This window comes from Mycobacterium lentiflavum (assembly GCF_022374895.2).
Classification (GTDB): Bacteria; Actinomycetota; Actinomycetes; order Mycobacteriales; family Mycobacteriaceae; genus Mycobacterium; species Mycobacterium lentiflavum.
On record NZ_CP092423.2, the window covers coordinates 4,285,096 to 4,311,052 of the forward strand.

The 25,957-nt window shown below is 66.2% G+C and carries 22 protein-coding genes; 9 read left to right on the forward strand and 13 right to left on the reverse strand.

Annotated features, from left to right (window positions below):
• Nucleotides 1–5: 5 nt before the first annotated feature.
• From MJO58_RS19870 to MJO58_RS19890, 5 genes are read left to right on the forward strand one after another with little or no spacing between them, the layout of a single operon-like run.
• A complete protein-coding gene (locus tag MJO58_RS19870; protein WP_090604952.1) occupies nt 6–812 on the forward strand; it encodes an enoyl-CoA hydratase/isomerase family protein in 807 nt (268 codons plus the stop codon).
• Nucleotides 803–1,612, forward strand: a complete 810-nt coding sequence (locus MJO58_RS19875) for an enoyl-CoA hydratase/isomerase family protein (RefSeq protein ID WP_090604955.1) — start codon at nt 803–805, stop codon at nt 1,610–1,612. Before MJO58_RS19870 ends, MJO58_RS19875 begins: the two co-directional genes overlap by 10 nt.
• A complete protein-coding gene (locus MJO58_RS19880; RefSeq protein ID WP_239720717.1) occupies nt 1,612–3,087 on the forward strand; it encodes an AMP-binding protein in 1,476 nt (491 codons plus the stop codon). Before MJO58_RS19875 ends, MJO58_RS19880 begins: the two co-directional genes overlap by 1 nt.
• Complete coding sequence (locus MJO58_RS19885) at nt 3,077–4,642, forward strand: class I adenylate-forming enzyme family protein (RefSeq protein ID WP_239720719.1); 1,566 nt, start codon at nt 3,077–3,079, stop codon at nt 4,640–4,642. The genes MJO58_RS19880 and MJO58_RS19885 overlap by 11 nt, the downstream gene beginning before the upstream one ends.
• Nucleotides 4,635–6,161 (forward strand): class I adenylate-forming enzyme family protein, encoded by a 1,527-nt coding sequence (locus tag MJO58_RS19890; RefSeq protein ID WP_239720720.1) that lies wholly within the window; start codon nt 4,635–4,637, stop codon nt 6,159–6,161. The genes MJO58_RS19885 and MJO58_RS19890 overlap by 8 nt, the downstream gene beginning before the upstream one ends.
• On the opposite strand, the gene MJO58_RS19895 is transcribed toward MJO58_RS19890, so the two are convergent.
• From MJO58_RS19895 to MJO58_RS19905, 3 genes are all read right to left on the reverse strand, one after another.
• Entirely contained in the window at nt 6,158–6,520 is a 363-nt protein-coding gene (locus MJO58_RS19895) for an Rv1352/Rv1906c domain-containing protein (protein ID WP_239720721.1), read from the reverse strand. The two genes, MJO58_RS19890 and MJO58_RS19895, sit on opposite strands and share 4 nt — an antisense overlap.
• A 76-nt stretch (nt 6,521–6,596) precedes the next feature.
• Complete coding sequence (locus MJO58_RS19900; protein ID WP_239720722.1) at nt 6,597–6,905, reverse strand: hypothetical protein; 309 nt, start codon at nt 6,903–6,905, stop codon at nt 6,597–6,599.
• Between the two features lies 1 nt (nt 6,906).
• A complete protein-coding gene (locus tag MJO58_RS19905; RefSeq protein ID WP_090609485.1) occupies nt 6,907–7,563 on the reverse strand; it encodes a DJ-1/PfpI family protein in 657 nt (218 codons plus the stop codon).
• A gap of 75 nt (nt 7,564–7,638) precedes the next feature.
• Between MJO58_RS19905 and MJO58_RS19910 the strand changes: the two genes are divergently transcribed.
• Entirely contained in the window at nt 7,639–8,583 is a 945-nt protein-coding gene (locus MJO58_RS19910) for a GlxA family transcriptional regulator (RefSeq protein ID WP_239720723.1), read from the forward strand.
• On the opposite strand, the gene MJO58_RS19915 is transcribed toward MJO58_RS19910, so the two are convergent.
• Genes MJO58_RS19915 through fabG form a run of 5 tightly spaced genes read right to left on the reverse strand, consistent with a single transcriptional unit; the run spans nt 8,580 to nt 13,653 of the window.
• A complete protein-coding gene (locus tag MJO58_RS19915) occupies nt 8,580–9,284 on the reverse strand; it encodes a GntR family transcriptional regulator (protein WP_090604974.1) in 705 nt (234 codons plus the stop codon). The genes MJO58_RS19910 and MJO58_RS19915 overlap by 4 nt on opposite strands.
• 4 nt (nt 9,285–9,288) lie before the next feature.
• The gene (locus tag MJO58_RS19920) at nt 9,289–10,482 is read right to left on the reverse strand and encodes an acyl-CoA dehydrogenase family protein (protein ID WP_090604977.1); all 1,194 of its coding nucleotides are present in this window, start codon (nt 10,480–10,482) and stop codon (nt 9,289–9,291) included.
• A gap of 20 nt (nt 10,483–10,502) precedes the next feature.
• A complete protein-coding gene (locus tag MJO58_RS19925) occupies nt 10,503–11,702 on the reverse strand; it encodes a CoA transferase (protein ID WP_239720724.1) in 1,200 nt (399 codons plus the stop codon).
• Nucleotides 11,699–12,916, reverse strand: coding sequence for an acetyl-CoA C-acetyltransferase (locus tag MJO58_RS19930; RefSeq protein ID WP_239720725.1), 1,218 nt, complete (start codon nt 12,914–12,916; stop codon nt 11,699–11,701). Before MJO58_RS19930 ends, MJO58_RS19925 begins: the two co-directional genes overlap by 4 nt.
• Nucleotides 12,913–13,653: a 3-oxoacyl-ACP reductase FabG gene (gene fabG, locus MJO58_RS19935; protein WP_090609488.1), complete on the reverse strand. Its 741-nt coding sequence runs from the start codon at nt 13,651–13,653 to the stop codon at nt 12,913–12,915. The genes MJO58_RS19930 and fabG overlap by 4 nt, the downstream gene beginning before the upstream one ends.
• A gap of 120 nt (nt 13,654–13,773) precedes the next feature.
• Here fabG and MJO58_RS19940 point away from each other — a divergent pair, with 120 nt between their 5' ends.
• The 3 genes from MJO58_RS19940 (at nt 13,774) to MJO58_RS19950 (ending at nt 17,834) form a co-directional block, all read left to right on the forward strand.
• Complete coding sequence (locus MJO58_RS19940; protein ID WP_239720726.1) at nt 13,774–14,964, forward strand: acyl-CoA dehydrogenase family protein; 1,191 nt, start codon at nt 13,774–13,776, stop codon at nt 14,962–14,964.
• Entirely contained in the window at nt 14,964–15,785 is an 822-nt protein-coding gene (locus MJO58_RS19945; RefSeq protein WP_090604998.1) for a mycofactocin-coupled SDR family oxidoreductase, read from the forward strand. Before MJO58_RS19940 ends, MJO58_RS19945 begins: the two co-directional genes overlap by 1 nt.
• Nucleotides 15,786–15,983: 198 nt before the next feature.
• Nucleotides 15,984–17,834 (forward strand): fatty acyl-AMP ligase, encoded by a 1,851-nt coding sequence (locus MJO58_RS19950; RefSeq protein ID WP_090605000.1) that lies wholly within the window; start codon nt 15,984–15,986, stop codon nt 17,832–17,834.
• 6 nt (nt 17,835–17,840) lie between these two features.
• Here the strand turns inward: MJO58_RS19950 and MJO58_RS19955 are convergent, their stop codons facing one another.
• The 5 genes from MJO58_RS19955 to MJO58_RS19975 all read right to left on the reverse strand — a co-directional run bounded on the left by MJO58_RS19955 (nt 17,841) and on the right by MJO58_RS19975 (nt 25,866).
• The gene (locus MJO58_RS19955; RefSeq protein ID WP_239720727.1) at nt 17,841–18,917 is read right to left on the reverse strand and encodes a phosphotransferase family protein; all 1,077 of its coding nucleotides are present in this window, start codon (nt 18,915–18,917) and stop codon (nt 17,841–17,843) included.
• A 104-nt stretch (nt 18,918–19,021) separates the two neighbouring features.
• Nucleotides 19,022–20,761, reverse strand: a complete 1,740-nt coding sequence (locus MJO58_RS19960) for an ABC transporter ATP-binding protein (RefSeq protein WP_239720728.1) — start codon at nt 20,759–20,761, stop codon at nt 19,022–19,024.
• Nucleotides 20,758–23,373 carry an ABC transporter ATP-binding protein/permease gene (locus MJO58_RS19965; RefSeq protein WP_239720729.1) on the reverse strand — a complete coding sequence of 872 codons (2,616 nt, stop codon included), beginning with the start codon at nt 23,371–23,373 and terminating at the stop codon, nt 20,758–20,760. The genes MJO58_RS19960 and MJO58_RS19965 overlap by 4 nt, the downstream gene beginning before the upstream one ends.
• 121 nt (nt 23,374–23,494) lie before the next feature.
• Nucleotides 23,495–24,727 carry a fatty acid desaturase family protein gene (locus MJO58_RS19970; RefSeq protein ID WP_090605025.1) on the reverse strand — a complete coding sequence of 411 codons (1,233 nt, stop codon included), beginning with the start codon at nt 24,725–24,727 and terminating at the stop codon, nt 23,495–23,497.
• A gap of 11 nt (nt 24,728–24,738) precedes the next feature.
• Nucleotides 24,739–25,866, reverse strand: a complete 1,128-nt coding sequence (locus tag MJO58_RS19975) for a ferredoxin reductase (RefSeq protein ID WP_239723360.1) — start codon at nt 25,864–25,866, stop codon at nt 24,739–24,741.
• Nucleotides 25,867–25,957: the final 91 nt, after the last annotated feature.

Consider the following 25,957-nt stretch of genomic DNA (forward strand, 5'->3'; position numbering starts at 1 on the left):
ACACTATGCCTGCGTTCGACACCATCAAATACGAGGTCGACGGGCACACCGCAACGATCACACTCAACCGGCCGGAAGCGCTCAACGCGCTGAGCCCGCACATGGTCTCCGAGCTGCGGGCCGCCTACCACGAGGCCGAAAACGACGACAACGTCTGGCTAACCATCGTGACGGGCACCGGTCGCGCGTTCTGCAGCGGCGCGGACGTCAGGGAGATTCCCGAAGACGGCAAGGTGATTTACGAGCGACCGTATCTGTCGACCTACGACCAATGGGAGGCCCCGCAGGAAGGTACTCCCCCGTTTCGCACAATGGCCAAGCCCGTGATCACCGCGGTGAACGGAATCTGTTGTGGCGCAGGCATGGATTGGGTCACCACGACCGACATTGTCATCGCATCCGAACAGGCGACGTTTTTCGATCCGCACGTCAGCATCGGGCTGGTGGCCGGCCGTGAATTGGTACGGATCTCCCGGGTGCTGCCCCGTACGATCGCCCTGCGAATGGCCTTGATGGGCAAGCACGAGCGGATGAGCGCTGGGCGCGCCTACGAGCTGGGATTGATCAGTGAGGTCGTCGAGCACGACCAGCTTTTGGACCGGGCCCGTGAGATCGCCGATATCGTCAACTCCAATGCACCACTGGCGGTTCGGGGCACCCGCATGGCGATCCTGAAGGGTCTGAACGTGCCGCTGCACGAGGCCGAGATCATGGCCGAAACCTTCCGCGAGCGGGTGTTGCGCACCGAGGACGCCGCCGAAGGCCCCAAAGCCTTTGTGGAAAAGCGCAAACCAAATTGGCAGTGCCGTTGAGTACCCCACGTTTCGAAACCATTCTCCTCGACGTCGACGCGAGCGACCACGTCGCGACCATCACGCTGAATCGTCCCGAGCAGCTGAATGCGTTCAACCGCCAGATGTGTGAGGAGATGGCCGAGGCATGGCGCACCGTCAAACTCGACGAGTCGGTGCACGCAGTGGTGCTGCGCGCCGCCGGCAACCGGGCCTTCAGCGCGGGGCTGGATATCAAGACACCCTACGGGCAACCCGAAAACGTATGGAATCATGAGGATCCCGGCGAACTGCTCAGCCCCAAGTGGCAGAAGTTGTGGAAGCCGGTGGTGTGCGCCGTCCAGGGCATGTGCACGGCGGGCGCGTTCTACTTCATCAACGAGTCTGATGTGGTCATCTGCGCAGAAGAAGCAACGTTTTTCGACTCGCACGTCTCGGCCGGCCTGGTCTGCGCGCTGGAGCCGATCGGGCTGATGCGCCGCATCGGCCTGGGCGAGACGCTGCGCATCGCCTTGATGGGCAATGACGAGCGGGTGAGCGCCGACACCGCGTTGCGGATCGGCCTGGTGTCCGAGGTCGTCGCGACCGGCCGGCTCTGGAGCCGAGCCCACGAGATCGCCGCGGCCATCGCGGCCAAGCCGCCGTCGGCGACGCAGGGCACCGTCAAGGCGATCTGGGAATCGCTGGACAAGCCCTACCGCGCCGCCTTGGAGCAGGGGTTGATCTACACCCGGCTGGGCAACCCGCTGGGCATCGCCGAACTGGCGGCGCAGCAGGATGCGGGCGGCAAGGCCGTCGGCAGCGATCCAAAGATTCGCTGATGGGCCAGCACCCGCTGAGTCGACGCATCGCCGACGTGCTGGATCTGCAGCCGAGCGCGCCCGCGATCGAGTACGACGGTCGATGGCTGTCGTGGGGCCAGATCGGCGATGCGGCGCGGCGCATGGCGTCGGTGACGGCCGAACACCGCGACAACCCCGCGATCGGGATGCTGCTGCGCAACCGGCCGGGCCAGGTGGCGGCGTTCCTCGGTGTGCTGGTCGGTGGTGGCACCGTGGTCACCATCAATCCGTCGCGCGGCGACGAGCGCACCCGAGCCGATATCGCCGCACTCCAACTGCCCCTGGTGGTCGGCGAGCCCGACGACCTGGCCACACTGGTCGCCCCCGGCACGCCGACCATGCCGATCTCCGGACGCCTCGCCGATCCGGGCGAATCGGTAGGGCACCACGACGGTCCCACTGCCGCAACACCAATCGCGGTGCGGATGCTGACCAGCGGAACGACGGGTCCGCCCAAGCGAATCGACCTCAGCTACGACATGCTGGCGCGCAGCGTGATGGGTACGGACCCCGATCAGGCGCCGCAGGAACTGCGCCGCGGTGTCGCGATCATGAACTCACCGCTGGTGCACATCGGCGGAGTGTTCCGGGTGCTGCAATGCGTCACCGAAGCGAGATCCTTTGTGTTGCTGGAACGCTTCGAACTCAACGCGTGGGCGCAGGCGGTGCGCACCCACCGGCCCCGCGCGGTGTCGCTGGTGCCGGCCGCGTTGCGGACGGTGCTGCATTCCGACCTCTCGCGCGCCGATCTGGACGGTATCCGCGCGGTCACCTGTGGCACCGCCCCGCTGTCGGCCGACGACGCCGACGCCTTCACCGAGAAATACGGCATACCCGTTTTAACTTCCTACGCTGCAACAGAATTCGGCGGCGGCGTGGCCGGCTGGACCCTGGCCGACCACCAGAAGCATTGGATCGCCAAACGCGGCAGCGTCGGGCGGGCCAACCCGGGCGCCCAGCTGCGGGTGGTCGACGATGCCGGCACGCCGCTGGGAGCCGACCAGGTCGGGCTGCTCGAGGTCAAGCCGGCACAGCTAGGGTGCTCGGTGCTGTGGATGCGGACCACGGATTTGGCGCGCATCGACGCCGACGGCTTCCTCTGGATCGTCGGGCGGGCCGATCAGGCGATCATCCGCGGCGGCTTCAAGGTGATGCCCGACGACGTCCGTGTCGCACTGGAGAGCCATCCGGCGGTGGCGGGCGCGGCCGTGATCGGGCGACCCGACGCCCGCCTCGGCGAGACGCCGGTCGCGATGGTGGAGCTGCGCGACTCCCCGGACACCGATACCGACGCATTGGTCGACTATCTGCGAACGCGGTTGGCCCGCTACGAAATTCCGACCAAGATCGCGATCGTCGGCGCGATTCCGCGCACCCCCTCGGGTAAAGCCGACCTGAGCGAGATCCGGCGCTACTTCGACGAATCCGCGGCGCAGCGCGATCATGCCCGGTGATTGGACGGTCGCCGAAGTCCTGCGACAGCAAGCCGGCGCGCGCGACAACCACACGCTTCTGGTGTGCGACGCAGAGCGCCTCAGCTATGCCGAAGCTGACGTCGCGTCGGCGGAGCTCGCTCGTGGGCTGATCGCCCTCGGCGCGGGCAAGGGGACACATGTGGGACTGCTCTACCCCAACGGCACCGAGTTCGTGGTCGCGATGCTGGCCGCCGCCCGGATCGGTGCGGTAGTGGTCCCGCTCTCGACTTTCGTCACAGCTCGCGAGATGCGCGAGCAGCTGGTCGACAGCGACGTCGAAATACTGTTGACCGCGCGGTCTTTTCGCTCCCACGACTACGCGCAACGATTGGCCGAGGTCCTCTCGGACGCCGATCTCGATTCCCGGTTGTTTTCACCCGCCGCCCCGCAACTGCGCCACGTCGCGATCGCTCAGGAGACGGTGTTCCGACGAGCCGGCACCGTCGACTCCGAGCTGCTGCGGGCGATGGAGGCCGACGTCTACGGCTGCGATCCGCTGGCGATCGTCTACACGTCGGGATCGACCAGTGCTCCCAAGGGCGTGGTGCACACCCATGCCGGACTGCTCGGACATCAGCGAAACCTCAACACGATTCGCGGGTTGACCGCGGCGGACAAACTGTTCTGCAATTCGCCGTTCTTCTGGATCGGGGGGTTCGCGTTCGGTCTGCTCGCCACCCTGGTGGCCGGTTCGACCTTGGTGTGCTCCAACGCCGTCGACGCTGGGGCGATGCTGGACTTGCTGGAAGCCGAAAAGCCAACGATGACCAACGGATTCGCGGCCGGCATCGCTGCCCTGGCCGACCACCCGAGCTACCCCGGGCGTGATCTGTCGTCGATGCGGCGCGGCAACCTCTACCCGATCATGGCCCCCGACACCAGGCCGGCCGACCCCGAGCTGCGGCACAACATGCTGGGAATGACCGAGGCAGGCAGTGTCGTGCTGATCTCCGGCGACGAATCCGATCAGCCCGAAGCCCGGCGCGGGTCATTCGGCAAGCCCGCACCCGGATTTGAGACGATGCTGATCAACCCCGACACGATGGAACACGTCGCCGTGGGAGAGGTCGGCGAACTCTGCATCCGCGGGCCGTATGTGATGCAAGGCTATTACAAGCGCGCGCGAGAAGAGTGCTTCGACGCCGACGGCTGGCTGCACACCGGCGATTTGGTGCGCACGGATCCCGACGGCTTCGTTTATTTCGTCGGACGCCTGGGCGCGATGATCAAAACGGCCGGCGCCAATGTCTCGGCGGCAGAGGTGGAGAAGGCCATCACCAAGGTCACCGGCGGGGCGCCGGCCTACGTCTTCGGCCTACCCGACCCGCGGCGCGGTCAACTCGTGGCCGCGGTGGTGGTCCGGCCGGACGGCGCCACGGCGTCCGACGACGCAGCGTTAAGCGAACAACTCAAATCCGAACTGTCCGTGTACAAGATCCCCAAACGGTTCATCAGCCTGCCGCGCGCCGACGTGCCGCTGCTGTCCAGCGGCAAGGTCGACCTGCCGCAACTCAGGAAGCTCTTCGATGCCTAGCACCATCGACCGGCTGGTCCGGCTTCGAGCCGACCACGACGGGGACACGCCGATGGTGATCGATCCCACGTCTCGGATTGGCTACCGCGAACTCGAGTCGACCACACGCGATTTGGCTGCAGCGTTCGTCGAAGCCGGCGTGGGCAAGGGCACCCGGGTCGGATTGATCATGCCCAACAGCGCCCGTTGGGTGCAGATCTCCATCGCGTTGACCCGCATTGGCGCGGTGCTGGTTCCGTTGAGTACCTTGCTGCAGGCCCGGGAACTCGTTGCGCAGCTGCGCGCCGCGGCGGTGCAGTTCCTGGTGAGCGTCCGCGAATTCCGGGGCCACCGGTATCTCGACGACCTGAAGGCGGTACCGCAGTCCGAACTGCCCGCGCTACGCCAGGTTTGGTCGACCGGGCAGCTTGACGACGCAACCGCGACCGCTCGCGCGCGCCAGATCATCGACGCCATGACCGCAACGGTCACCCCCGCCGACCCGCTGGTCATCATGTTCACCTCCGGCAGCAGCGGACCACCCAAGGGAGTCGTGCACTCCCATGGCAACGCGTTGGGCGCCGTACAGTCGGGTCTTGCGGCACGGTGCATCACTTCGCAAACCCGCCTGTATCTGCCGATGCCGTTCTTCTGGGTGGGCGGTTTCGGCAGCGGAATACTGTCCGCACTGCTGGCCGGCGCCACCCTGGTGACCGAAGAAATCCCTCGGCCCGAAACCACGCTGCGACTGCTGGAGCGCGAGCGCGTCAACCTGTTTCGCGGCTGGCCCGATCAGGCCGAAGCACTGGCCCGGCACGCGAGTGCGGCCGGCGTTGACCTCTCGGCACTGCGGCCGGGCAGCCTGGCAGCCCTGCTGCCCCCCGAGCAGCGGGCGCAGCCGGGAGCACGGGCCACGCTGTTCGGGATGACCGAGGCTTTCGGGCCGTACTGCGGCTACCCCGCCGACACCGACATGCCGAGGACGGCATGGGGCAGCTGCGGAAAACCGTTCGATGGCATGGAAGTTCGCACCGTCGACATCGATAGCGGCGAGCCCGTCGCGGCGGGAACCGCCGGCATGATCCAGCTTCGTGGAGCGCACACGATGCGCGGCATCTGCGGTCGCAGTCGCGAAGAGCTGTTCACCGCCGACGGCTTCTACCCAACCGGCGACCTCGGCCATCTCGACAAGGACGGATTCCTGTTCTACCACGGCAGATCCGACGACATGTTCAAAGTCAGCGGCGCCACGGTGTATCCGAGTGAAGTCGAGCGAGCGTTGCGCATGATCGATGGCATCGACAACGCCTTCGTCACCAATGTGCCAGGCACCGCGGGTGAGCGGGTGGGCGCGGCGGTGGTGCGCGGCGACCCGGGGGTGGACACCGAACAGTTGCGCGGCCAGGCACGCACGCTGCTGAGTTCCTTCAAGGTTCCGACGGTATGGCTGCTGCTGGACTCCAACGACGACGTTCCGCGTGGCGGCACCGGCAAGGTCGACATCCACCGGCTGCGCGAGATGCTGACCGACGGGTCTTAGGGCACCCGCGTCCAGGGTTGACAGTTCAGCGACTCGAAGGCCTTCACCGAAGTGTTGATATTCGCGAACATCGGGCCGATCGAGGTGTTCGTCTGCAGCACATGGTCCTTGTTCGCATCGGGCGTGCTGTAGGTGAACCATGAGCACATCGAGTCCTGGGTCGGCACGTTGTTGATCCACACGCCAAACGCCGAGCCCGACCCGCCCGTGTGGTAGAGACCCGGCGCGATGTCGGGCCCGACGACAAAGACACCATTGCCGGGGATCGGGTCGAGCAAATCCGCATGCGCCGGTGCCGCGCACGCGATCGCCGCCGCGGTGGCAACGAAGAGAGCCGATACCCGAAGCGTTGGAGTCATCTTCTTCTCTCCATTCGTTGCCCACCCTGATGGCAGCGTATGCCCGCCCCGCCCGAGCAACAAGAGATGGCGACGGCTACCGGCGAACCCCGGATACCGTCGAGCGTGGCAACCGGCCCGCGCGCGAGTGTCCGCTCAGGACATCACCGTGGACCAGCACGTCGAAAGCCAGATTCAGCCGCATGGGCCTGGTCACCGACTGACGCCAGGTGAGCCGAGTGCCACCATCCGTCGGCTCGCTCGTAACATCTTGCAACGCAACGGTTTCATCTTTGTAGGTCGCCGTTCCGGCGAGCCCATCGCGCAGCTGCGTGAACGCGTAGAGCACCGCCAGTGTCCCGATCGGGGTCTTGATCGTCACGTCCCAGTCCCCTTCGATGCTCAACCTAAACCTCCACTGGTTCTCGTCCCACGGGCCGCCATACGGTGCCCCGCCGCTCGTATTCGAAGAGTTCCTCCACGGCGTGGGCGATTCGAGGACCGTAGCAGCGATCGAGCAGATGCAGGGCCAGGTCGAGCCCGGACGTCACGCCGCCGGCGGTCACCAGATCTCCGTCGTCAACGACGCGGGCGGCAACCGGGTACACACCGGCAGCCTCGAGCAGACCCAGGCCCAAACGATGCGTGACGGCGTGCCGTCCTTCGATCAGGCCTGACATCGCCATCACCACCGAACCACCACACACCGCCGCCATGGTCACCTCGGGATTGGCAAATGCCTTGTGCAGCAGCGGAGTCAGTTCGGTCTGAGCCGCCCGTGCCAACAACACCGGGATGGTCTCGACGCCGTCATCGGGATCGCCGGCGATGGGTCCACTGGCACCGGGCACGATCACATACCCGGGTTCGGACGGATCGAGCACGGCGGTGGCGGTCAGCGCCAAACCGCGGGTGCCGCTCGTCACGCGGCGAGGGCCTTCCGCCGCCACCAATGTCACCCACAGCTCGCCCGCGACCATATCCGAGCCGGCGGAAAGAACTTCGAACGGCGCGATCACGTCCAACGGGTCAAACCCGTCGTACAACACAATTTGCGCATGCACCCGGCTATGTTCGCCGGTAGCGGTAACCGAGGCCAGTGGCTGGATTGCCACGTTGCGACGGTATATTGCCAAACCATGCATTCCGTCGCTGTGCTGGCCGAGCCCGACGCCATCGCGTTCGACCTCGCGATCGCGGTCGAGGTCTTCGGCCGGGTCTGGCTCGACAACGCAGCGCCGGGCTACCGGGTTCGAGTATGTGGCTGCGAGCCCCTGGTTGCAGCGGGGCCGATCCGGATCGCGACGGACTTCGGCCTAGCCGAGCTCGCCAACGCCGACACCATCATCGTGCCGGGCCGCAATGATGCCGCTGCTGCAGTCCGCGCCGACGTGATCGCAGCATTGAAGTCCGCTTACCACAAGGGAATTCGAATCGCATCGATCTGTAGCGGAGCTTTTACCGTCGCCGCGGCGGGCATCCTCGACGGCAAACGGGCGACCACGCACTGGCTTGCGGCGGAACTGTTTTCGGCGACCTACCCGGATGTCAGGCTCGATGCCGATGCGCTCTACGTCGACGAAGGCCAAGTCCTCAGCTCGGCCGGAGCATCGGCCGGACTGGATCTGTGCCTGCACATGGTCGCCCGCGATTACGGCTCTGCCGCCGCCGCTGACGCCGCCCGCCTGGCCGTCGCCCCGCTGCACCGCAGCGGCGGCCAAGCACAATTCATCATCCGCAATCGCCGCATATCCAACACCGAACTCGACGGCCTATTGATCTGGATCGAGAACAATGCGCACCTACCACTGACGCTGCGCGACATTGCCCGCCAGGCAGCCAGCAGCGAACGGACGATCAATCGCCGGTTCAAGCTCGAGACCGGTCAGACGCCCATGCAGTGGGTCAACAACGTTCGGGTCCGGCATGCGCAGCAGCTGCTGGAGAGAACTGCCGACAGCGTCGAAACGATTTCGCGTCGAGTAGGTTTCGCGTCAGCGACGAATTTCCGCGAGCAATTCCGTCGGCTGTCCGGAGTATCGCCGCAGAGTTATCGACAGACGTTTCGCGACCAAAGCAGCTAAGCCGTGCCGCTTCGATCTTGCTGAGGACGCGGGCCACTCACCACACCGCGCGCGACGAGGTGGTCGATCAACGGAACAGCACCGGCGGCAAGATGTTCCGACATCGCCGCGCGGGCACGTTTGTCGTCGTGAATCTCAAGCGCGGTCAAGATCTCCCGATGGTCCTTGATCGACTGGCTGGGCCAGCCCTCGATCGAGGGAAACACCGATTCGGGCGCGTATCTGGTGATCTGCGACATCAACTGAGCGAGTTTCGGCGAGTCCGCCGCGACGTTGATGGCCCGGTGAAACTCGTGGTTCAGCCGGACCGTTCGCTCGTGGTCATCGCCGGCATAGGCCTGTTCCAGCTGAGCCTGCAGCTGCTTAAGTTCATGCAGCTGCTCGGAAGTGATGTTGACCGCGGCCCGCGCGGCCAGCTCCCCACCGACATGTGCCTGCACGTTCGCGACGTCGGTGACGTCTCGGCCGGTGACCGGCAATACCACGAAGCCGCGGCGGGGCTGCTGGGCGATCAGCCCCTCGGCGCGCAGTGCGAACAGTGCCTCACGGACCGGCGTGACACTGATCCCCAACTCGGCCGCCAGTTGGTCCAGACGAATATAAGAACCCGCGGTATAGCCGCCGTCGAATATCCGCCCACGGATAATCCGCGCGACGTCCTCGGAAAGTTGAGGCCGCGCAGCGAAATCCGGAACGCTCATCTGCCTACACCTGGTATTCCGTCAGCAATCGCTTGCTGATGATGTTCTTCTGGATCTCGCTGGTTCCCTCGCCGATCAGCAAAAACGGCGCGTCGCGCATCAACCGCTCGATCTCGTATTCCTTGGAATAGCCGTAGCCACCGTGGATCCGGAAGCTTTGCTGGGTAACCTCGGTGCAGTACTCACTGCACAGGTACTTGGCCATGCCGGCAGCGACGTCGTTGCGCTCGCCCGAATCCTTCAGTCGCGCCGCGTTGACCATCATCAGGTGTGCCGCTTCGACTTTGGTCGCCATCTCGGCAAGCTGAAACGCGATGGCCTGGTGCTCGGCGATCGGCTTTCCAAACGTCTGGCGCTGTTGCGCGTAGCGCACCGCGAGCTCGAAGGCACGCAATCCGACGCCACACGCGCGTGCCGACACGTTGACCCGGCCGACCTCGATGCCGTCCATCATCTGGAAGAAGCCCTGCCCGGTGGTGCCCCCGAGCACATCGTCGGCGCTGGCCCGGTAACCGTCGAAAATCATCTCGGTGGTTTCGATGCCCTTGTAACCAAGCTTGTCTATCTTGCCCGGAATATGCAGGCCTGCAACGACTTCGCCGAATCCGACCGGCTTCTCGACCAGGAACGCGGTCAGGTTGCGGTGCGGTTTGTCCGAGCCTTCGTCGGTGCGCACCAGGACCGCCACCAGTGTGGAGGTGGCGCCGTTGGTCAGCCACATCTTCTGGCCGTTGATGGTGTACGTGCCGTCGGCATCGCGGCGGGCCCGGGTGCGGATCGCCGCCACATCAGAACCCAGCTCCGGCTCCGACATCGAAAACGCACCCCGGGTCTCGCCGGCCGCCATCCGGGGCAGGAACCGCCGCTTCTGCTCGTCGGTACCGTGCTGGCGCAGCATGTACGCCACGATGAAGTGGGTGTTGAGCACCCCGGATACACTCATCCAGCCCCGCGCCAGCTCCTCGACGCACAGCGCGTAGGTCAGCAGCGACTCCCCCAGGCCGCCGTACTCTTGCGGAATCATCAGTCCGAACAGGCCCATCTCGCGCATCTGGTCGACGATGTGCTGCGGGTAGGTGTCGGCGCGTTCGAGTTCGGCCGCGCTGGGGATGACTTCTTTCTCGACGAATTGGCGCACCGCGGCGATGATCTCGCTCTGGAATTCGGTGAGCCCGAGGGTTTGGGCGAGCTTGGTCATGAGCTGTATTTCCTTCCTGCTCAGCAGGCGACGGTGTTCGCGTTGGTGAGACGCTCGATGTCGGCGGTGGTCAGGCCCAGGCCCCGCAGGATGTCGGCGGTGTCTTGCCCCAGGGCGGGTGCGGGTGCGGGGCCCGGATGCGCACCGTCGAACGCGGCCGGCAGGCCCGGTGCCAGGTAGTCGCCCAGACCGGGTTGCCGCAGAGGCGAAAATAAGGGATTGGCAGTGACTTTCGGTCCGGAGGCAACCTCGGCGAAGGTGCGGTAGCGCTCGAACAACACCGTGGTGTCCGACAGCGCGGCGGTGATTTCGTCGGCGGTATGTTCGGCGAACCAGGTGGCGAACAGGCCGGAAAGCGCGTCTCGGTATCGGTAGCGATCACCCTCAGACCCGAAATCCACCCCCAGCGCCTCGGCGAGCGCAGACACCGCGGCGCCCGTGCCCGTCACCTTGAGCAAGTCGCGAAAGTGCTTGCCGGTCAACAGGACAACCATGAACCGGGCCCCGTCACAGCTGGTGAAGTCCTGCCCGTACTGACCATAGATGGCATTGCCCAGCCGCGCGCGCTGTGTCCCGTTGACTTGAGGTTCGGTCAACAAGCCGAGATTGGCGGCGGTGGCCAGCGCGACATCCTCCAACGCCAGGCTGATCTGCGCCCCGGCCCCGGACTGCTCGCGACGACGGACGGCGGTGACGACCGCCAACGCGGCGTACAGTCCGCAGCACACATCCCAGGCCGGCAACACGTGATTGATCGGACCGGCCTGATCGGCCGGGCCCGTGACGAGCGGATAGCCGATGCCCGCGTTCACCGTATAATCCACCCCGGTGGAGCCGTCACCGCGCCCGAGCAACTGGGCGTGGATCACGTCGGATCGCTTGGCTGCCAGCACATCATGGCTCAGCCAGGACAGGCCGGCGGCATTGGTCACCACAATCCCGTCGCCCTCGGTGATCAGCCGGACAACCAGTTCCTGACCCTCGGGCGAACGCATATCGATGGTGGCCGAACGCTTTCCCTTGTTCAGGCCTGTCCAATAGATCGAGGTGCCGTCCGCCGACAGTGGCCAGCGCTGGACGTCGGAAGCGCCGCCGATCGGATCGACGCGGATGACCTCCGCGCCAAGCTGACTCAGGGTCATGCCACACAGTGGTGCGGCGACGAAACTGGACACCTCGACCACGGTGAGACCAGCCAGTGGCAACCCGGGGGCGCTCATCGATGGCTGACCCGTTCGAAGATCGCGGCCAGCCCTTGGCCGCCGCCGATGCACATGGTCTCCAGCCCGTAGCGCGCCTGGCGACGGTCGAGTTCACGCGCCAAGGTGGCGAGCATCCGCCCGCCGGTCGCGCCGACCGGGTGGCCCAGTGAGATTCCCGAGCCGTGCACATTGGTTCGGTCGAAATCGGCGGCGCCGAACTTCCATTCTCGCGTCACCGCAAGGGCTTGGGCGGCAAAGGCTTCGTTGAGTTCGATGAGATCGATGTCGCACAGTTGCAAGCCGGCCTTGGCCAGCGCGGCCTCGGTAGCAGGCACCGGACCGATACCCATGACGTTGGGCGCCACCCCCGCCAGGCCCCACGACACCATGCGGACCAGGGGTGTCAGGCCATACTCGTCCGCCTTCTCGCGCGTGGTCACCACACACATGGCTGCGGCGTCGTTCTGCCCGCTGGCGTTGCCGGCCGTGACCGTCGCCTCCGGATCATCCTTCCGCAGAACCGGTTTGAGCTTGCTCAGCGACTCGACCGAGGTGTCGGCGCGGGGATGCTCGTCGGTGTCGACGACTTCCTCGACGCCGCGGGTGGCTACCGCGACCGGGATAATCTCATCGACCAGCACGCCGTCCTTCTGCGCGGCGACGGCGCGCTGATGCGACCGCACCGCGAGCTCGTCCTGCTCCTGGCGTGAAATGCCGTATTGGCGGCGCAGGTTCTCCGCGGTCTCGAGCATCCCACCCGCAACCGGGTAGCGACGGCCACCGGCGGTCGTGCGCCCGCGCGCCAGCCCGTCATGCACCTGGACGCCGTTGCGGGCGCCCCAACGCATGTCGGTGGAGTAGAAGGCGACGTTGCTCATGCTTTCGCATCCTCCGGCGACGACGAGGTCATGGTCGCCGGCGCCCACCTGCAGGCAGGCCTGAATGACGGCCTGCAGGCCCGACCCACAGCGACGGTCCACCTGCATGCCGGGCACCGTCACCGGCAAACCGGCGTCCAAGGCCACCACCCGTCCGATCGCGGGCGCATCGCTGTTGGGATAGCAGTGACCAAGGATCACGTCCTGCACGGCATCGGGAGCCAGCCCGGTCCGCTCCAGCAGACCTTTGAGCGCGGTGACCCCGAGGTCAACGGCGCTGAGAGACTTGAACATTCCGCCGTAGCGGCCGATCGGCGTGCGGACGGGCTCGCAGATGACGACCTCGGCACTCATAGGTGCCGGCCACCGGTGATTTCCATGACGGTGCCGGTCATGTACGACGACAGGTCGGATGCCAGGAACAGCGCCACGCTCGCGACCTCACTGGGCTCGCCGGCCCGGCCCATCGGCACCTCGGCGACCTTCGAGTCCCAAATCCGTTGCGGCATAGCCTCTGTCATGGCGGAACGGATCAAACCCGGCGCGATGGCGTTCACCCGCACGCCCAGGTAGGCCAACTCCTTGGCGGCCGCCTTGGTCATGCCGACGATGCCGGCCTTGGCCGCCGAGTAGTTGGTCTGACCGACCATGCCGACCTTCCCCGACACCGAGGACATGTTGATGATCGCGCCCCGCTTGTTTTCCCGCATGATCGCCGCGGCCAGCCGGGTGCCGTTCCAGGTTCCCTTCAAATGGACGTTGATGACCTGATCGAACTGCTCCTCGGTCATCTTGCGCATGGTGGCGTCGCGGGTGATACCGGCGTTGTTGACCATGATGTCCAGGCCACCGAAATGTTGCACCGCGGTCTGAATCAGGGCCTCGACGTCGGACGATTGCGTGACATCGCATCGCACCGCGACGGCGACGTCGTCACCGCCCAGCTGCTTGGCCACGACTTGGGTTTCCTCGAGGTTGACGTCGCCGAGCACCACGCGCGCGCCCTCGGCCACAAACCGCTCCGCGATGGCCAGACCCAGCCCCTGCGCTCCGCCTGTGATTACCGCCGTCTGACCTGTCAACAACGACATCTGGATCCACATCCTTCACTGTTCTCACCACCACCGGGCACGTTCCAGGCAAATATCATATTTGATATAGGATCCTGCCCTGGACCGGGGTGTCCGGCCCGGGAGAGGAGTGTGAAGCCAATGTCCATCGCCGAATCCGCGGAAGTCAGCGACGAGGACTTTCGCGAGATCCTGGCTCAGACAAGGCAATTCGTGCGCACCGCCGTCGTTCCCCGGGAACAGGAGATCCTCGACGAGGATCGCGTCCCCGACGACCTGCGCGATGAGGCCAAGAAGATGGGGCTGTTCGGCTACGCGATTCCCCAGGAGTGGGGCGGTCTTGGCCTCAACCTGATGCAAGACGTCGAGCTCGCGATGGAGCTGGGCTACACATCGCTGGCCCTGCGTTCGATGTTCGGCACCAACAACGGCATCGCCGGGCAAGTGTTGGTTGGGTTCGGCACCGAAGAACAGAAATCCCGCTGGCTGGCATCGATAGCCTCCGGCGACGTCGTCGCCTCGTTCGCACTGACCGAACCCGGCGCCGGATCCAACCCGGCCGGCTTGCGCACCAAAGCCGGTCGAGCCAACGAGGATTGGATAATCTCGGGCCAGAAGCGCTTCATCACCAATGCGCCCGTCGCCGATCTGTTCGTGGTGTTCGCGCGCACCCGCCCGGCCGACGAGCAGGGCCCGGGGATCGCGGTCTTCTTGGTTCCCGCGGACGCCGCGGGCGTCGAGGTGGGCGTCAAGGACGCCAAGATGGGTCAGGAAGGCGCGTGGACGGCCGACGTCAACTTCACCGACGTCCGCGTCGGACCCGATGCCCTCGTCGGTGGCAGCGAAGACGTGGGTTATCGGGCCGCGATGACTTCGCTGGCGCGGGGCCGAGTCCACATCGCCGCGCTGGCGGTCGGCGCCGCGACGCGCGCGCTCGACGAGTCCGTCGCCTACGCAGCCACCGCGACGCAGGGCGGTGAGCCGATCGGCAGCTTCCAGTTGGTGCAGGCGATGCTGGCCGACCAACAGACCGAGGTGATGGCCGGCCGCGCGTTGGTCCGCGAGGCCGCCCGGCTGTGGGTGACCGACGAGGACCGCCGGGTGGCACCGTCGTCGGCAAAGCTCTTCTGCACCGAAATGGCCGGCAGAGTAGCCGATCTCGCGGTGCAGATTCACGGTGGGAGTGGTTACATGCGTGGCGTTGCCGTCGAACGCATCTACCGCGACGTGCGCCTGCTGCGGCTGTACGAGGGCACCAGTGAGATTCAGCGTCTGATCATCGGTTCGAACCTGGTCAAGGCGGCCGGACGAGCGACGAAGAAGGAGCGCTAATGGCAGGCAAGCTCGAGGGGCGAGTCGCCTTCATCACCGGAGCCGCGCGCGGCCAGGGCCGCGCCCATGCGGTGCGCATGGCCGCCGAAGGCGCCGACATCATCGCCGTCGATATCGCCGGCAAGCTGCCGTCCTGCGTTCCCTACGACCCGGCGACAGAAGAGGACCTGGCCGAAACCGTGCGCCTGGTCGAAGAAACCAACCGTCGCATCCTCGCCTCGGTCGTCGACACTCGCGACCTGCAAGCGCTGCGCGAGGCCGTCGACGACGGCGTCGCCGCATTCGGACGCCTGGACATCATCGTGGCCAACGCCGGAGTGGCGGCCCCGCAGCCGTGGAACGAGATCACGCCCGAAGACTTCGGCCACGTGCTGGACATCAACGTGACGGGCACCTGGAACACCGTGATGGCCGGCGCGGACAAGATCATCGAAGGCGGACGCGGCGGCTCGATCATTCTGATCAGCTCGGCGGCCGGGGCAAAGCAGCAGCCGTTCATGGTGCATTACACCGCCAGTAAGCACGCCGTCACGGGGCTGGCCCGGGCCTTCGCGGCCGAATTGGGCAAGCACTCGATCCGCGTCAACAGCGTCCACCCCGGCCCGGTGAACACGCCGATGGGCTCCGGCGACATGGTCGAGGCGGTGGCCCGGGCGATGGAAACCAACCCCCAGCTGGCGCACGTCCTGACGCCGTTTCTGCCCGACTGGGTCGCCGAACCCGAAGAGATCGCCGACGCCGTCTGCTGGCTGGCCAGCGACGAGTCGCGCAAGGTCACCGCGGCCCAGATTCGCGTGGATCAGGGGTCCAGCCAATACTGACGCGTAACCCATTCCGAGCTGCGAAACGCGCCAACATATTTCACGCCGACAGCGGCGGATACCGCGACTCATTTCCGACTGAATCCGCTGATCATTACGGCTCCGTGATGTGATGTAGATCACATCGTTATGGAACGTCGCGGGCGACACACCCACCCGGTGGAGCAAAAGACTAAGAGGGTTACTTATTCTCTCAACATGGGACGGCCCCATTTGTCGATTGATGCTGTTGAGCCACCAGCAGCTGACATAAACGATTACGTCCGCGCCGACGGCACGATTGTCCTGCCCGACGGGTTGACGCTCACAGCGTTCTTCGATCAAAACCGGGCAGCATTCGGTGACCGTCCGTCATACCGGTTCGTCGACTACGCGAAAGAGCAGGACGGGCGCGTCCTCGAGCTGAGCTGGAACGACCTGTGGACCCAGGTCCGTTCGATCGGCGCTCGCCTGCAGCAAGTCGCCAAGCCCGGCGACCGGGTCGCGATCCTGGCTCCGCAGGGCCTGGAGTACGTGGCCTCTTTCTTCGCCGCGGTCCACGCGGGCAATATCGCGGTCCCGCTGTTTGCGCCGACGCTCGCCGGCCATACCGAGCGGTTGACCGCGGTGTTGGCCGACGCCCGGCCCGCCGTGGTGCTGACGACCACGGCGGCCGCGGAGTCCGTGCGCGAATCGCTGCGGACGCACCCGGTGGCCGGGCGGCCGCGCTTGATCGCGGTCGACGCGATCCCGTCGTCGCTGGCCTCGATGTTCGTCGAGCCGACGATCGGCACGGACGACATTGCCTATCTGCAATACACGTCGGGGTCGACGCGCAGCCCGGCCGGCGTCGAAGTCACGCATCGCGCCGTCTGCACGAACGTGCTGCAGATGATCCTGGCCGGTGACCTGCACCGAAACACCCACAGCGTGAGCTGGCTGCCGCTGTATCACGACATGGGACTGATCATGATCATGTTCCCGGCGCTGTGCGGTGGCGAATACCTGACGCTGCTGGATCCCATGGCCTTCGTGCGCCGGCCGTTCCGATGGATCAAGGAACTGAGCGCCGAGGCGGCCAACGGCCCGACGTTCGCCGCGGCACCCAATTTCGCCTTCGAGTTGGCCGCCGAGCGCGGGCTGCCGCCCGAGGGCGTGGAGATCGACCTGCACAACGTGGTCGGCCTGCTCAACGGGTCCGAGCCGGTGACCATCGCCGCCATCGAGAAGTTCACCAACGCGTTCGCGCCCTACGGCCTGCCCGCGACGGCGGTCAAACCGTCCTACGGCATGGCGGAGGCGACACTGGGGGTTGCCAGTACCCCACCGCATTCGGGATACAAAGCGGTCTACGTCGACCGTGCCGAGCTCGCCGCGGGGCGCGCGGTGGTCGTCGAGCCGGACGCCGAGGGTGCGGTCGCCTACGTGTCCTGCGGCCACCCGTTCCGTGACCTCTGGGCGGTGATCGCCAGCCCGGACGGCGGCGAGGTGCCGGATAGCTCGGTCGGGGAGATCTGGCTGCACGGCAACAACATCGCCCGTGGCTACTTCGGACGCGAGGAAGAATCGCAGCGCACGTTCGGCAACAAGCTGCAATCCCGGCTGGAGCGGGGCAGCCACGCCGAAGGCGCACCGGACAACTGTTACTGGCTGGCCACCGGCGATCTCGGCGTGTACATCGACGGCGAGATCTACCTGACCGGCCGGATCAAAGACCTCATCATCATCGACGGTCGCAACCACTACCCGCACGACATCGAGACCACGGTCAGCAATTCGTCGCGGGCCATCAGGACCGGCTACGTGGCCGCGTTCTCGGTGCCGGCCGACGCCGCCGACGGCGGCTCGGCCGAGCAACTTGTCATCGTCGCCGAACGCGCCGCGGGTGTCGGACGCGCGGATCCCGAGGCGATTGCCGCGGCCGTGCGGGCAGCGGTGGCACGCGAGCATCAGGTTCGGGTGGCCGACCTGCGACTCGTTGCCGCCGGCGCGATTCCGCGCACCACCAGCGGTAAACTCGCCCGCAACGCGTGCCGGGCCGAGTATCTCGACGGTCGATTCAACCGCTAACCGGGTTCAGCCGAGCAGTTCCAGCGTCCCCAGATCCCGCACCGCCCGGCAGCCGCGGCTGAGCATGGCCAGCACCATGTCGTCACCGCGTTCGGTGGAGGCGGCGAACGCGAACCCGAGCGCGGAGATCAGCAGGGCCTGCGGCATCCCGAGTCGGTAATCCCGCCAACATGTTTCGCGGTCGTAGCCGGTGACGCCATAGCCCAACAGCGCTTGATGATAGTCGTCGACGAGATCCTTCTCGATTTCCGACCGCAGCTCCGAATTCAAACTCGTTGCAGTGAAATACGCCAGATCGCGCGCGGGAAGACCCACGCCGAGCGTCTGCCAGTCGACCACGCTGACCCAGGTGTGCGCGGGGTCGAACAGCAGATTGTCGAGCCGGTAGTCACCGTGCAGTAGCGCGAAACGGTCCCGCTCGGCGGACAGCCATGGAGTCACCAACCCCATTGTCGCGGTGAAGGTCTCGCGGTCTTCCGCACTCATCCGGTCACCCAGCTTTTCCAGGGTGATGTCGGCGCTCATCTTCGCCACGTCGCCCAGGCCCTGCGCCCCAGCATCGTCGGGGCGGGGAAACGCCAGCCCGGGCAGATCCAGCCAGAACGGGTCGCACCAGCTGGGCCCGTGTAGGCCGGCGAGCGCCAGCACCGAGAGCCGCGCCTCCTGCTCGCCGCAGCCCGCGATCTGGTCTCCCTGCACGGCGGGCGCCTGGTCGGCCAGCAACAGCGCGTATTCCATGGCGTCGTCGGTGATCTGGCAGTAAAAGCAGCTCGGAGTCGGCACCTGGACACGGTCGGCCACCGTGGTATAGAACGCGCACTCGCTGCGGTAGCCGATGACGACGCGGTCGCGCACGGTGTCGTCTTGAGCGGGTAGCTTGATCACGAAAGTCTGTGGCAGCTCGCCCGCAGCGGCGGCGTATTGGACCGTCACGCGATAGGTCGCTCCGGTCTGGCCGGTGCCGATGGCCACCACGTCGACGTGAGACACCTCGACCGGTGCGTGGCGTTCGCTCAGTGCTGCGGATAGCCATGCGGGTGTCACATCGCCGGGGTACCGCGGAATCGACACCACAGCACTCATAAGCAACCATGCCTCCAGGACCGAACCAGCTGACTGACTGATCTACTGTAAGGCATTCGGCAAGTGCCACCCGCCCTGGTCTAATCGGCGACTTACTCAGCGACTTACTCAGAAACGATGTGCCAGTCGGCGGCCTCGTGCTGCTGGCGCCAGAATTCGCTGAATCGGCCACCCGCAGCGAGCAATTCGTCGATCGAACCGTCCTCGGCGACCCGCCCGTTGTCGACGAACAGCACACGATCGGCGTGGCGGATGCTCGCCAGCCGATGAGCGACGATCACGCGGGTGCGCGCCCGGGGGTCGGCGGTGAGCGCGTCGACCACGGCAACCTCGTTCTCGGTGTCCAGGGCGCTGGTCGCCTCGTCGACCAGCAGCACGGGAGCGGCCTTCAGCAGCGCCCGCGCGATGCTGACCCGTTGCCGCTCGCCGCCGGACAAGGCCGAGCCGGCCTCGCCGACGACGGTGTCGGCGCCGTCGGGCAACCGGTCGATCAGCTCGTCGACCCGGGCCAGTGCGACGGCGCGGTCGAACTGCTCCTCGCCCGCGGTCGGGTTGCCGGCGAGGATGTTGTCGCGGATCGTCCCGTGGAATAGGTACGGGTGCTGGAACACGACACTGCTGACCGCGCGGCGCGCCGGCGCGTTCAGCGTGGCGGCGTCGATGCCGTCGATGACGACGCGGCCGCGGGCCGGTTGGTGCAGCCCGGCGATCAGCGCCAGAATCGTGCTCTTTCCGGAACCCGACGGCCCGACGATCGCGGTCGTCGTTGCGGGCTCTAAGGCGAAGCTGACCCCGTCGAGCACCGGCGTGCTGGCGCCGTCGTAGCCGAAGGCGACGTCATCGAGCCGGATGCGCGGGGCGACCACAGCGTCCGGCAGGTCGGCGGCGCCTGCCGCCACGGCCGGTGCGGTGAGCACGCGACGGATGCGGTCGAGGGTGGCGCGGGTGCTCTCCAGCGCCGGTGCCAGCTCGCTGACGGTGGTGAACGGCTCCAGGTAGCGGGCGATCACGACGATCAGGGCCACCGCCTCCGCCGCGGTGAGCGTGCCGTTCATGGTCAGCGCCGTGGTGGCGCCGGCCAGCGCGATCAGGGCCAGCTGGCTGGCGACGCTGAACAGCAGCTGGCCCGGGATTTGCATGCCGAGCAGCCGCATCGTCGCGCTGTGTTGCTCGGCGAGCGCGGAACCCACCAGGCTGCGGGCCGGCTCGACCCGCCGCGCGGCCCGCAGCGCCTGCTGGGTCCGCGCGAACTCGATGATCCGTTCGGTGAGTGCGGTATTGGCGTCGCCGGCGGCCGCGTCGGCGCGGCGCGTCAACCGAAGCGACGCCCACAGCGCGCCGAGCAGCAGCGGCACACCGGCCAGCGCCGCCACACCGAGCGGCCACGAGATCGCCAACAGCGCCAGGCCGATGACCGCGGGCAGCAGAATCGACGTCGTCAGCGGCGTCAGCAGGTTGACCACCAAACCGACCAGTTCCGGGCCGGTTGCCGCGATCGCCTGACGGGCCGTCGCGGTGTTGTCTGCGGTGAACCAGTCCAGCCGAACCCCGGGAAGCCGGTCGGCCACGTCGTGCTGCGAATGGTCGAGCACCGCGAAACCCAAGTCGAAGCTGGTGCGCGCGGTCATGGTGTCGACGATCCATCCGGTGACGGTCGCGGCGGTCAGCCAGCCCAGCCACGCCAGTGCACGCTGCGGTGTGTCACTGAACAGTGCGCCCACCAGCGGGACGAGCAGGACGGCGCCGACAGCGCGCACCACGACCGAGATGAGCGCGAGTAGCCCGTAGGCGGTCACCTTCGCGCGGCTGTGCGCCGGCACGAGGCTTATCCAGGTGCGAATCATCGCGCGCCCTCCTGTGCCGCGCCGGTCGCGGCCACGGCAGTGCCCTGACCGGTATCCCACAACCGGCGATACCGGCCGTCGGCGCCGAGCAACTGCTCGTGGGTGCCGCGTTCGGCGACCTGCCCGTGGTCGAGCACGATGATCTGGTCGGCCCGGGTGATGGTGTGCAGCCGGTGCGCGATCACCAACACGGTCCGGTCGTGGGTCAGCCGGTTAAGTGCTTGCTGCACAAGGTATTCCGACTCAGGATCGGCGAAAGCGGTGGCCTCGTCCAGAATCAGGACTCCGGTGTCGGCGAGCATCGCGCGGGCGATGGTGAGGCGTTGGCGCTCACCGCCCGAGAGTGCGGCATTCGCGCTCAGCATGGTGTCGTAGCCCTGCGGCAGCCGCAGTATCCGGTCGTGGATCTGCGCCTCGCGGGCAGCGGCCTGGATCTGTTCGAGGGTGGCGTCCGGGACGGCCAGCGCGATGTTCTGCGCGACGGTGCCCTGCACCAGCTGAGTTTCCTGCAGCACGAACCCGACCCGGGTGTAGAGCTCATCGGCGGTCAACGACCGGATGTCTTGTCCCCCAACACGTATCGCGCCGTGATCGACGTCGTGGAACCGGGCCAGCAGAGCCGCCAGCGTCGACTTGCCGGATCCGGACGGCCCGACGAGCGCGGTCACCGTTCCCGGGCGAAGTTCCAACGAAACGTCCTGGATCACCGGAACCCCGGGGCGATAACTGAAGCCGACGCGGTCGAACACCACGGTGTCCACCATGTCGCCGGCCACCGCACCCGGCTGCTCCTGCACCCCGAGGTCTTGCTCGTCGAGCGCGATTTGCAGGCGTCGGGCGGCGAGCATTCCGGTGCGAATGCCGCCGAGCCCGTATGCGACGCCGAGCAGCCGGACACCGAAAGTGGTGCCCAGCAACAAGAACGGCAGCAGGTTGACCGGATCCATCCGGTGCGTGACGACCAGCAGCGTGCCGATCGCCGAGATCAGCCACAGGAAGGTGGACGGGCGGGTGGCCAGATCCATCGCGGTTTTCTTGCCGGCCAGCGGGCGCTGCCAGGCCACCAGGAATCCGACGTACTCGTCCAGCCGGCGCCGGAAGCTCGACGCGGCCGCGCCACCGAATACGCGGATCACCGGCTGACCCTCGAGGTAAGCACCGGCCTCGGAGGTCATCCGTTCGGCCCAGCGCGCCGACTGCGCGATCTTCGGGCCGGATTGGATCGACAGTGCCGACGCCATCACGAGATAGACCAGCACCGGTCCGAACAAGACCAGCGCCACTTGCCAGTCGACGGCAAACAAATACACCAGCACCGCCACCGGCGCGACGATCGCATTGACCGCGTCCGGGATCGCGTGCGTGACCAGATAGTGCAGCGACAGGGTGTCGTCGGTAACCAGCTGCTTGATCGAGCCCGACCCACGGGAGGTGAACCAGCCCAGCGGCAGCCGCGACATCTTGGCCAGCAATCGCGAGCGCAGTTCGCTGGCGAACCGGGCGTCGATCACGTGCAGCCATAGGGTGAGGGCGGCGCCCAGCAGCGTGCCCAAACCGAGCAGGAAGACGGCGGCAATTCCCACCTCCCACAACCGCGACGCCGCGGCGCCGGTCACCAGGAGACGGGCGAGCTCGACCAGCAGCACGAACGGCGTGAGCTGCACCAGCGTGATCACGGCCTGTAGCACGCCCGAGAGGATCAGCGCCGAACGCAGCGGCGCGAGTAACCGGCCGGCGGCCCGAGCGCGCCAGTTGCCGGGGTTCGCCGGGACGGCATCAACGGCGGTCGGTGCCGTGTCAGGCGGTGCCGCAACGCTTTTCGGCGTGGAGTCGTCGGCGGACGCCGAGTTGGTCGCCGCGTCGCCACCGCGGGTGGTGCCCATTTCGCGCCCGGCGCTCCAGTACGCCTGCGCGTGAACCTCGGACTTGGGAAAGCCGAAGGCTTCCTTCAGCCGCTTACGCACGTTCTTCAGGGTGGTGGCCTCGGGTGTCGCCCAGGCATACCAGTTCGACCAGTCGCGATCCTCGATGGCGTCGGCCAGCGATTTCTCGTCCCTGCGCGGCACCCAGTGCACCCGCAGCCGGGGATGCCGCGTGATCGGGATCGCCGTGTCGTGATCGTCGTGCTGCTCGAGGTACATCTCGATCGGTACGTCGTCGGGAATCGTGGCGACGATGCCGTTCATCCCGGGGATCGACGCCGAGTCGCCGATCAGCAGGTAACCGGCCGGCTGCTCTTCGGGCGGGTCGAACCGCGACGAGCCCATCAGCGACATCACCGCGATCGTGGTGCCGGGCTCGACGGTGCGGGCCCACGTCGAGGCCGGGCCAGCGGGTTCGTGCAACACGACGTCGACCGCGAAGCGGCCGGTCGGGGCATCGGCCTCGGAGATCGTGTAGCCGCGCTGGAACTCGGTGTCCGATCCGGCCGGGTCGGGGAACCAGAACCGCAGCCACGCGGCGGGCTCGGCCTCGACGTCGTCGAACAGGGTTGCCGACTCCATCCGGACCCGTACGAAATGCGGTGCGATGTAAACGGTTTCGAGCACGGTTGCGACGTGATCGCGCGCACCGAATCCGCGCAATATCGCGCCCTGGAACCCGCGGGCCATCAGCGGTCCTCTCCACCCTGGTCGTGATTCGCCTCAAACTAAGGGTTGCCTTACCATAGCTGAAGCCAGGAGAGCGGTCGAGGCACGGTCGTCCGGTACGCCGCGGGAGCGTCGCCGCGCGTCAGGGGGCGACTGGGGCCGCCTGCAGTTCGCGCAGGGCGGTGCGCAGGCCCCGCCGTTTGCCGGTCGCGGGGTCGACGAAGCTGTCCCTGAGCCCCTCGCGTACGCGGAACTTCAACTCGGAGTGAGTCTCCGGGGCATCGTCGGGCGTGCCCTTGAGCAGTTTGTCGGGCAGGGCGAGCTTGAGGATCGTCCAGAACGACTGCCAGTACTGCCGGCCAAGCGATCCGGTGGTGTAGGGCAGGTCGTACTTCTCACACAGCTCGCGCACCCGTACAGAGATCTCGGCATAGCGATTGCTCGGCAGATCCGGGAAGAGGTGATGCTCGATTTGATAGCACAGGTTGCCGCTGATGAAAGCCATCACCGGACCGGCGTGGAAGTTCGCCGAACCGAGCATCTGGCGCAGGTACCACTGCGCTTGCGTCTCGTTCTCGAACTCTTCTTTGGTGAACTTCTCTGCGCCGTCGGGGAAGTGACCGCAGAAGATGACCATGTAGGACCAGTAGTTGCGAATCAGGTTGGCGACCGCGTTGGCCCGCAGCGTGTGCTTCCAGTTACGTCCGGCCAACGCCGGAAACACGATGTAGTCCTTGCCGACCTGCCTACCGACCTTCTTGGCGATGATGCGCAGATCCTTGCGGACTTCGGCCCACGTCTTCTCGTGTCTGCGGACCCGGGAAAGCTCCAGCCCGTGCGCCGCCACACCCCATTCGAACAGGGTGCCCAGCAGCAGGTTGTAGATCGGGTTGCCGATCATCCACCGCGCCCAGGGCTCGTCGCGGGTGACCCGCATGATGCCGTAACCGACATCGTCGTCCATGCCGACGATGTTGGTGTACTTGTGGTGGATGAAGTTGTGCGACTTCTTCCAGTGCACGCTCGGTGAGGTTGTGTCCCATTCCCATTCGGTCGAATGGATTTCCGGATCATTCATCCAGTCCCACTGACCGTGAGTGATGTTGTGGCCCAGTTCCATGTTCTCGATGATCTTGCCGGTACCCAACATCGCCGTCCCGGCAACCCAGGCTAACCGATTGTTGCTGGCCATCAACAAGATTCGGGCACCGACGACCAATGTTCGTTGGAGGTGCACGGCTCGCCGGATGTAGCGGGCATCGCGTTCGCCGCGCGACTCCTCGATATCGGCGCGGATCGCGTCGAGTTCGCGTCCGAGCGCCTCGACGTCCTCGTCGCTGAGATGTGCGTATTGTGTCACGTCGGTAATTGCCATCGGATTCCTCCTCAGATCTTGAGAGTGCAGTCGCCGGATGCCGTCGAGATGCACGTCTGGATGCGGTCGCCCTCGCCGTGTTCGGTCCCGGACCGCAAGTCGCGGACGTGCCCTGCCTCTAGTGGGAGCACACAGGTTTGACAAATGCCCATTCGGCAGCCGAACGGCATCTGGATGCCAACTTTCTCGCCTGCCTCCAAAAGTGATGTGGCACCATCGATTTCGATCGACTTGTCGGATATCGCGAAGTTGACGGTGCCGCCTTCGCCGCCTTTGTCAGTGGCGGCGATGGTGAAACGCTCCATATGCAGCTGGTCGCTGTGACCCGCGTCCTTCCAGACCCGTTCGACGGTGTCGAGTAGGGCGGGCGGCCCACATGCCCACGTAGGGCGTTGTTTCCAGTCACCCACGATGCCGGTCAGGTCGCTGAAATCGAGGTGACCCGCAGTCTCGGTGAGCTGCAAGTGAAGTCGGTACCGGGGCTCACTGTTCTCGAGCTCGCGCAGTTCGTCGTGAAAAATCACATCGTCGGGCGTCGGTGCGGAGTGAATGTGCACAATGTCGGCGCTGTGTCCCCTCGACTTCAGGGTGCGCAACATCGCCATCACCGGTGTGATCCCGCTGCCGGCCGTGACGAACAGGATTTTCGCCGGTGGCGGGTCGGGCAGTGCGAACTCTCCCTTCGGAGTCGCCAACCGCACGATGGTGCCCGGTTCCACGCCGTTGACCAGGTGCGTGGACAGGAAGCCCTCGGGCGTCGCCTTGACGGTGATCGTGATGTTCTTGTTGTCGCGCTGCGGAATTGAGGTCAGCGAGTATGAGCGCCAATGCCACCGTCCGTCGATTCGCAGTCCGATGCCGACGTACTGGCCCGGCCGATATCTCCCGGAGAAGCCCCACCCGGGCTTGATGGTCACGGTCGCGGAATCCGCGGTCTCCGGGTGCACGTCGACGATGAGGCCGCGCAGCTCGCGCGCCGACCACAAGGGATTAAGCATCTTGAGGTAGTCGTCCGGTAGCAATGGGGTGGTCGCGCGGGCGGCCAATCCGCGGGGCACGTTGACCCAGGACTTGGCGGCGGTGACGCCCTTGGCGGGCGCCTTGCTCCATCGAGTCAGGCTGTGCAGCGTAGAACCCATACGTCGTCCCAACGTCTTGGTCGGATCACCGTGGATCGGCTGAGGCACGGTTCTCCCTCGGCTACCCGCTGTGATGTTCACTAAACACTTG

Bases quoted from the DNA above. Each gene is read 5' to 3' on its own strand.
- MJO58_RS19870 (WP_090604952.1), top strand. From the start codon at position 6: ATGCCTGCGTTCGACACCATCAAATACGAGGTCGACGGGCACACCGCA.
- MJO58_RS19880 (WP_239720717.1), top strand. From the start codon at position 1,612: ATGGGCCAGCACCCGCTGAGTCGACGCATCGCCGACGTGCTGGATCTG.
- MJO58_RS19885 (WP_239720719.1), top strand. From the start codon at position 3,077: ATGCCCGGTGATTGGACGGTCGCCGAAGTCCTGCGACAGCAAGCCGGC.
- MJO58_RS19890 (WP_239720720.1), top strand. From the start codon at position 4,635: ATGCCTAGCACCATCGACCGGCTGGTCCGGCTTCGAGCCGACCACGAC.
- MJO58_RS19895 (WP_239720721.1), bottom strand. From the start codon at position 6,520: ATGACTCCAACGCTTCGGGTATCGGCTCTCTTCGTTGCCACCGCGGCG.
- MJO58_RS19910 (WP_239720723.1), top strand. From the start codon at position 7,639: ATGCATTCCGTCGCTGTGCTGGCCGAGCCCGACGCCATCGCGTTCGAC.
- MJO58_RS19915 (WP_090604974.1), bottom strand. From the start codon at position 9,284: ATGAGCGTTCCGGATTTCGCTGCGCGGCCTCAACTTTCCGAGGACGTC.
- MJO58_RS19920 (WP_090604977.1), bottom strand. From the start codon at position 10,482: ATGACCAAGCTCGCCCAAACCCTCGGGCTCACCGAATTCCAGAGCGAG.
- MJO58_RS19925 (WP_239720724.1), bottom strand. From the start codon at position 11,702: ATGAGCGCCCCCGGGTTGCCACTGGCTGGTCTCACCGTGGTCGAGGTG.
- MJO58_RS19930 (WP_239720725.1), bottom strand. From the start codon at position 12,916: ATGAGTGCCGAGGTCGTCATCTGCGAGCCCGTCCGCACGCCGATCGGC.
- fabG (WP_090609488.1), bottom strand. From the start codon at position 13,653: ATGTCGTTGTTGACAGGTCAGACGGCGGTAATCACAGGCGGAGCGCAG.
- MJO58_RS19940 (WP_239720726.1), top strand. From the start codon at position 13,774: ATGTCCATCGCCGAATCCGCGGAAGTCAGCGACGAGGACTTTCGCGAG.
- MJO58_RS19945 (WP_090604998.1), top strand. From the start codon at position 14,964: ATGGCAGGCAAGCTCGAGGGGCGAGTCGCCTTCATCACCGGAGCCGCG.
- MJO58_RS19950 (WP_090605000.1), top strand. From the start codon at position 15,984: ATGGGACGGCCCCATTTGTCGATTGATGCTGTTGAGCCACCAGCAGCT.
- MJO58_RS19955 (WP_239720727.1), bottom strand. From the start codon at position 18,917: ATGAGTGCTGTGGTGTCGATTCCGCGGTACCCCGGCGATGTGACACCC.
- MJO58_RS19960 (WP_239720728.1), bottom strand. From the start codon at position 20,761: ATGATTCGCACCTGGATAAGCCTCGTGCCGGCGCACAGCCGCGCGAAG.
- MJO58_RS19965 (WP_239720729.1), bottom strand. From the start codon at position 23,373: ATGGCCCGCGGGTTCCAGGGCGCGATATTGCGCGGATTCGGTGCGCGC.
- MJO58_RS19970 (WP_090605025.1), bottom strand. From the start codon at position 24,727: ATGGCAATTACCGACGTGACACAATACGCACATCTCAGCGACGAGGAC.
- MJO58_RS19975 (WP_239723360.1), bottom strand. From the start codon at position 25,866: ATGGGTTCTACGCTGCACAGCCTGACTCGATGGAGCAAGGCGCCCGCC.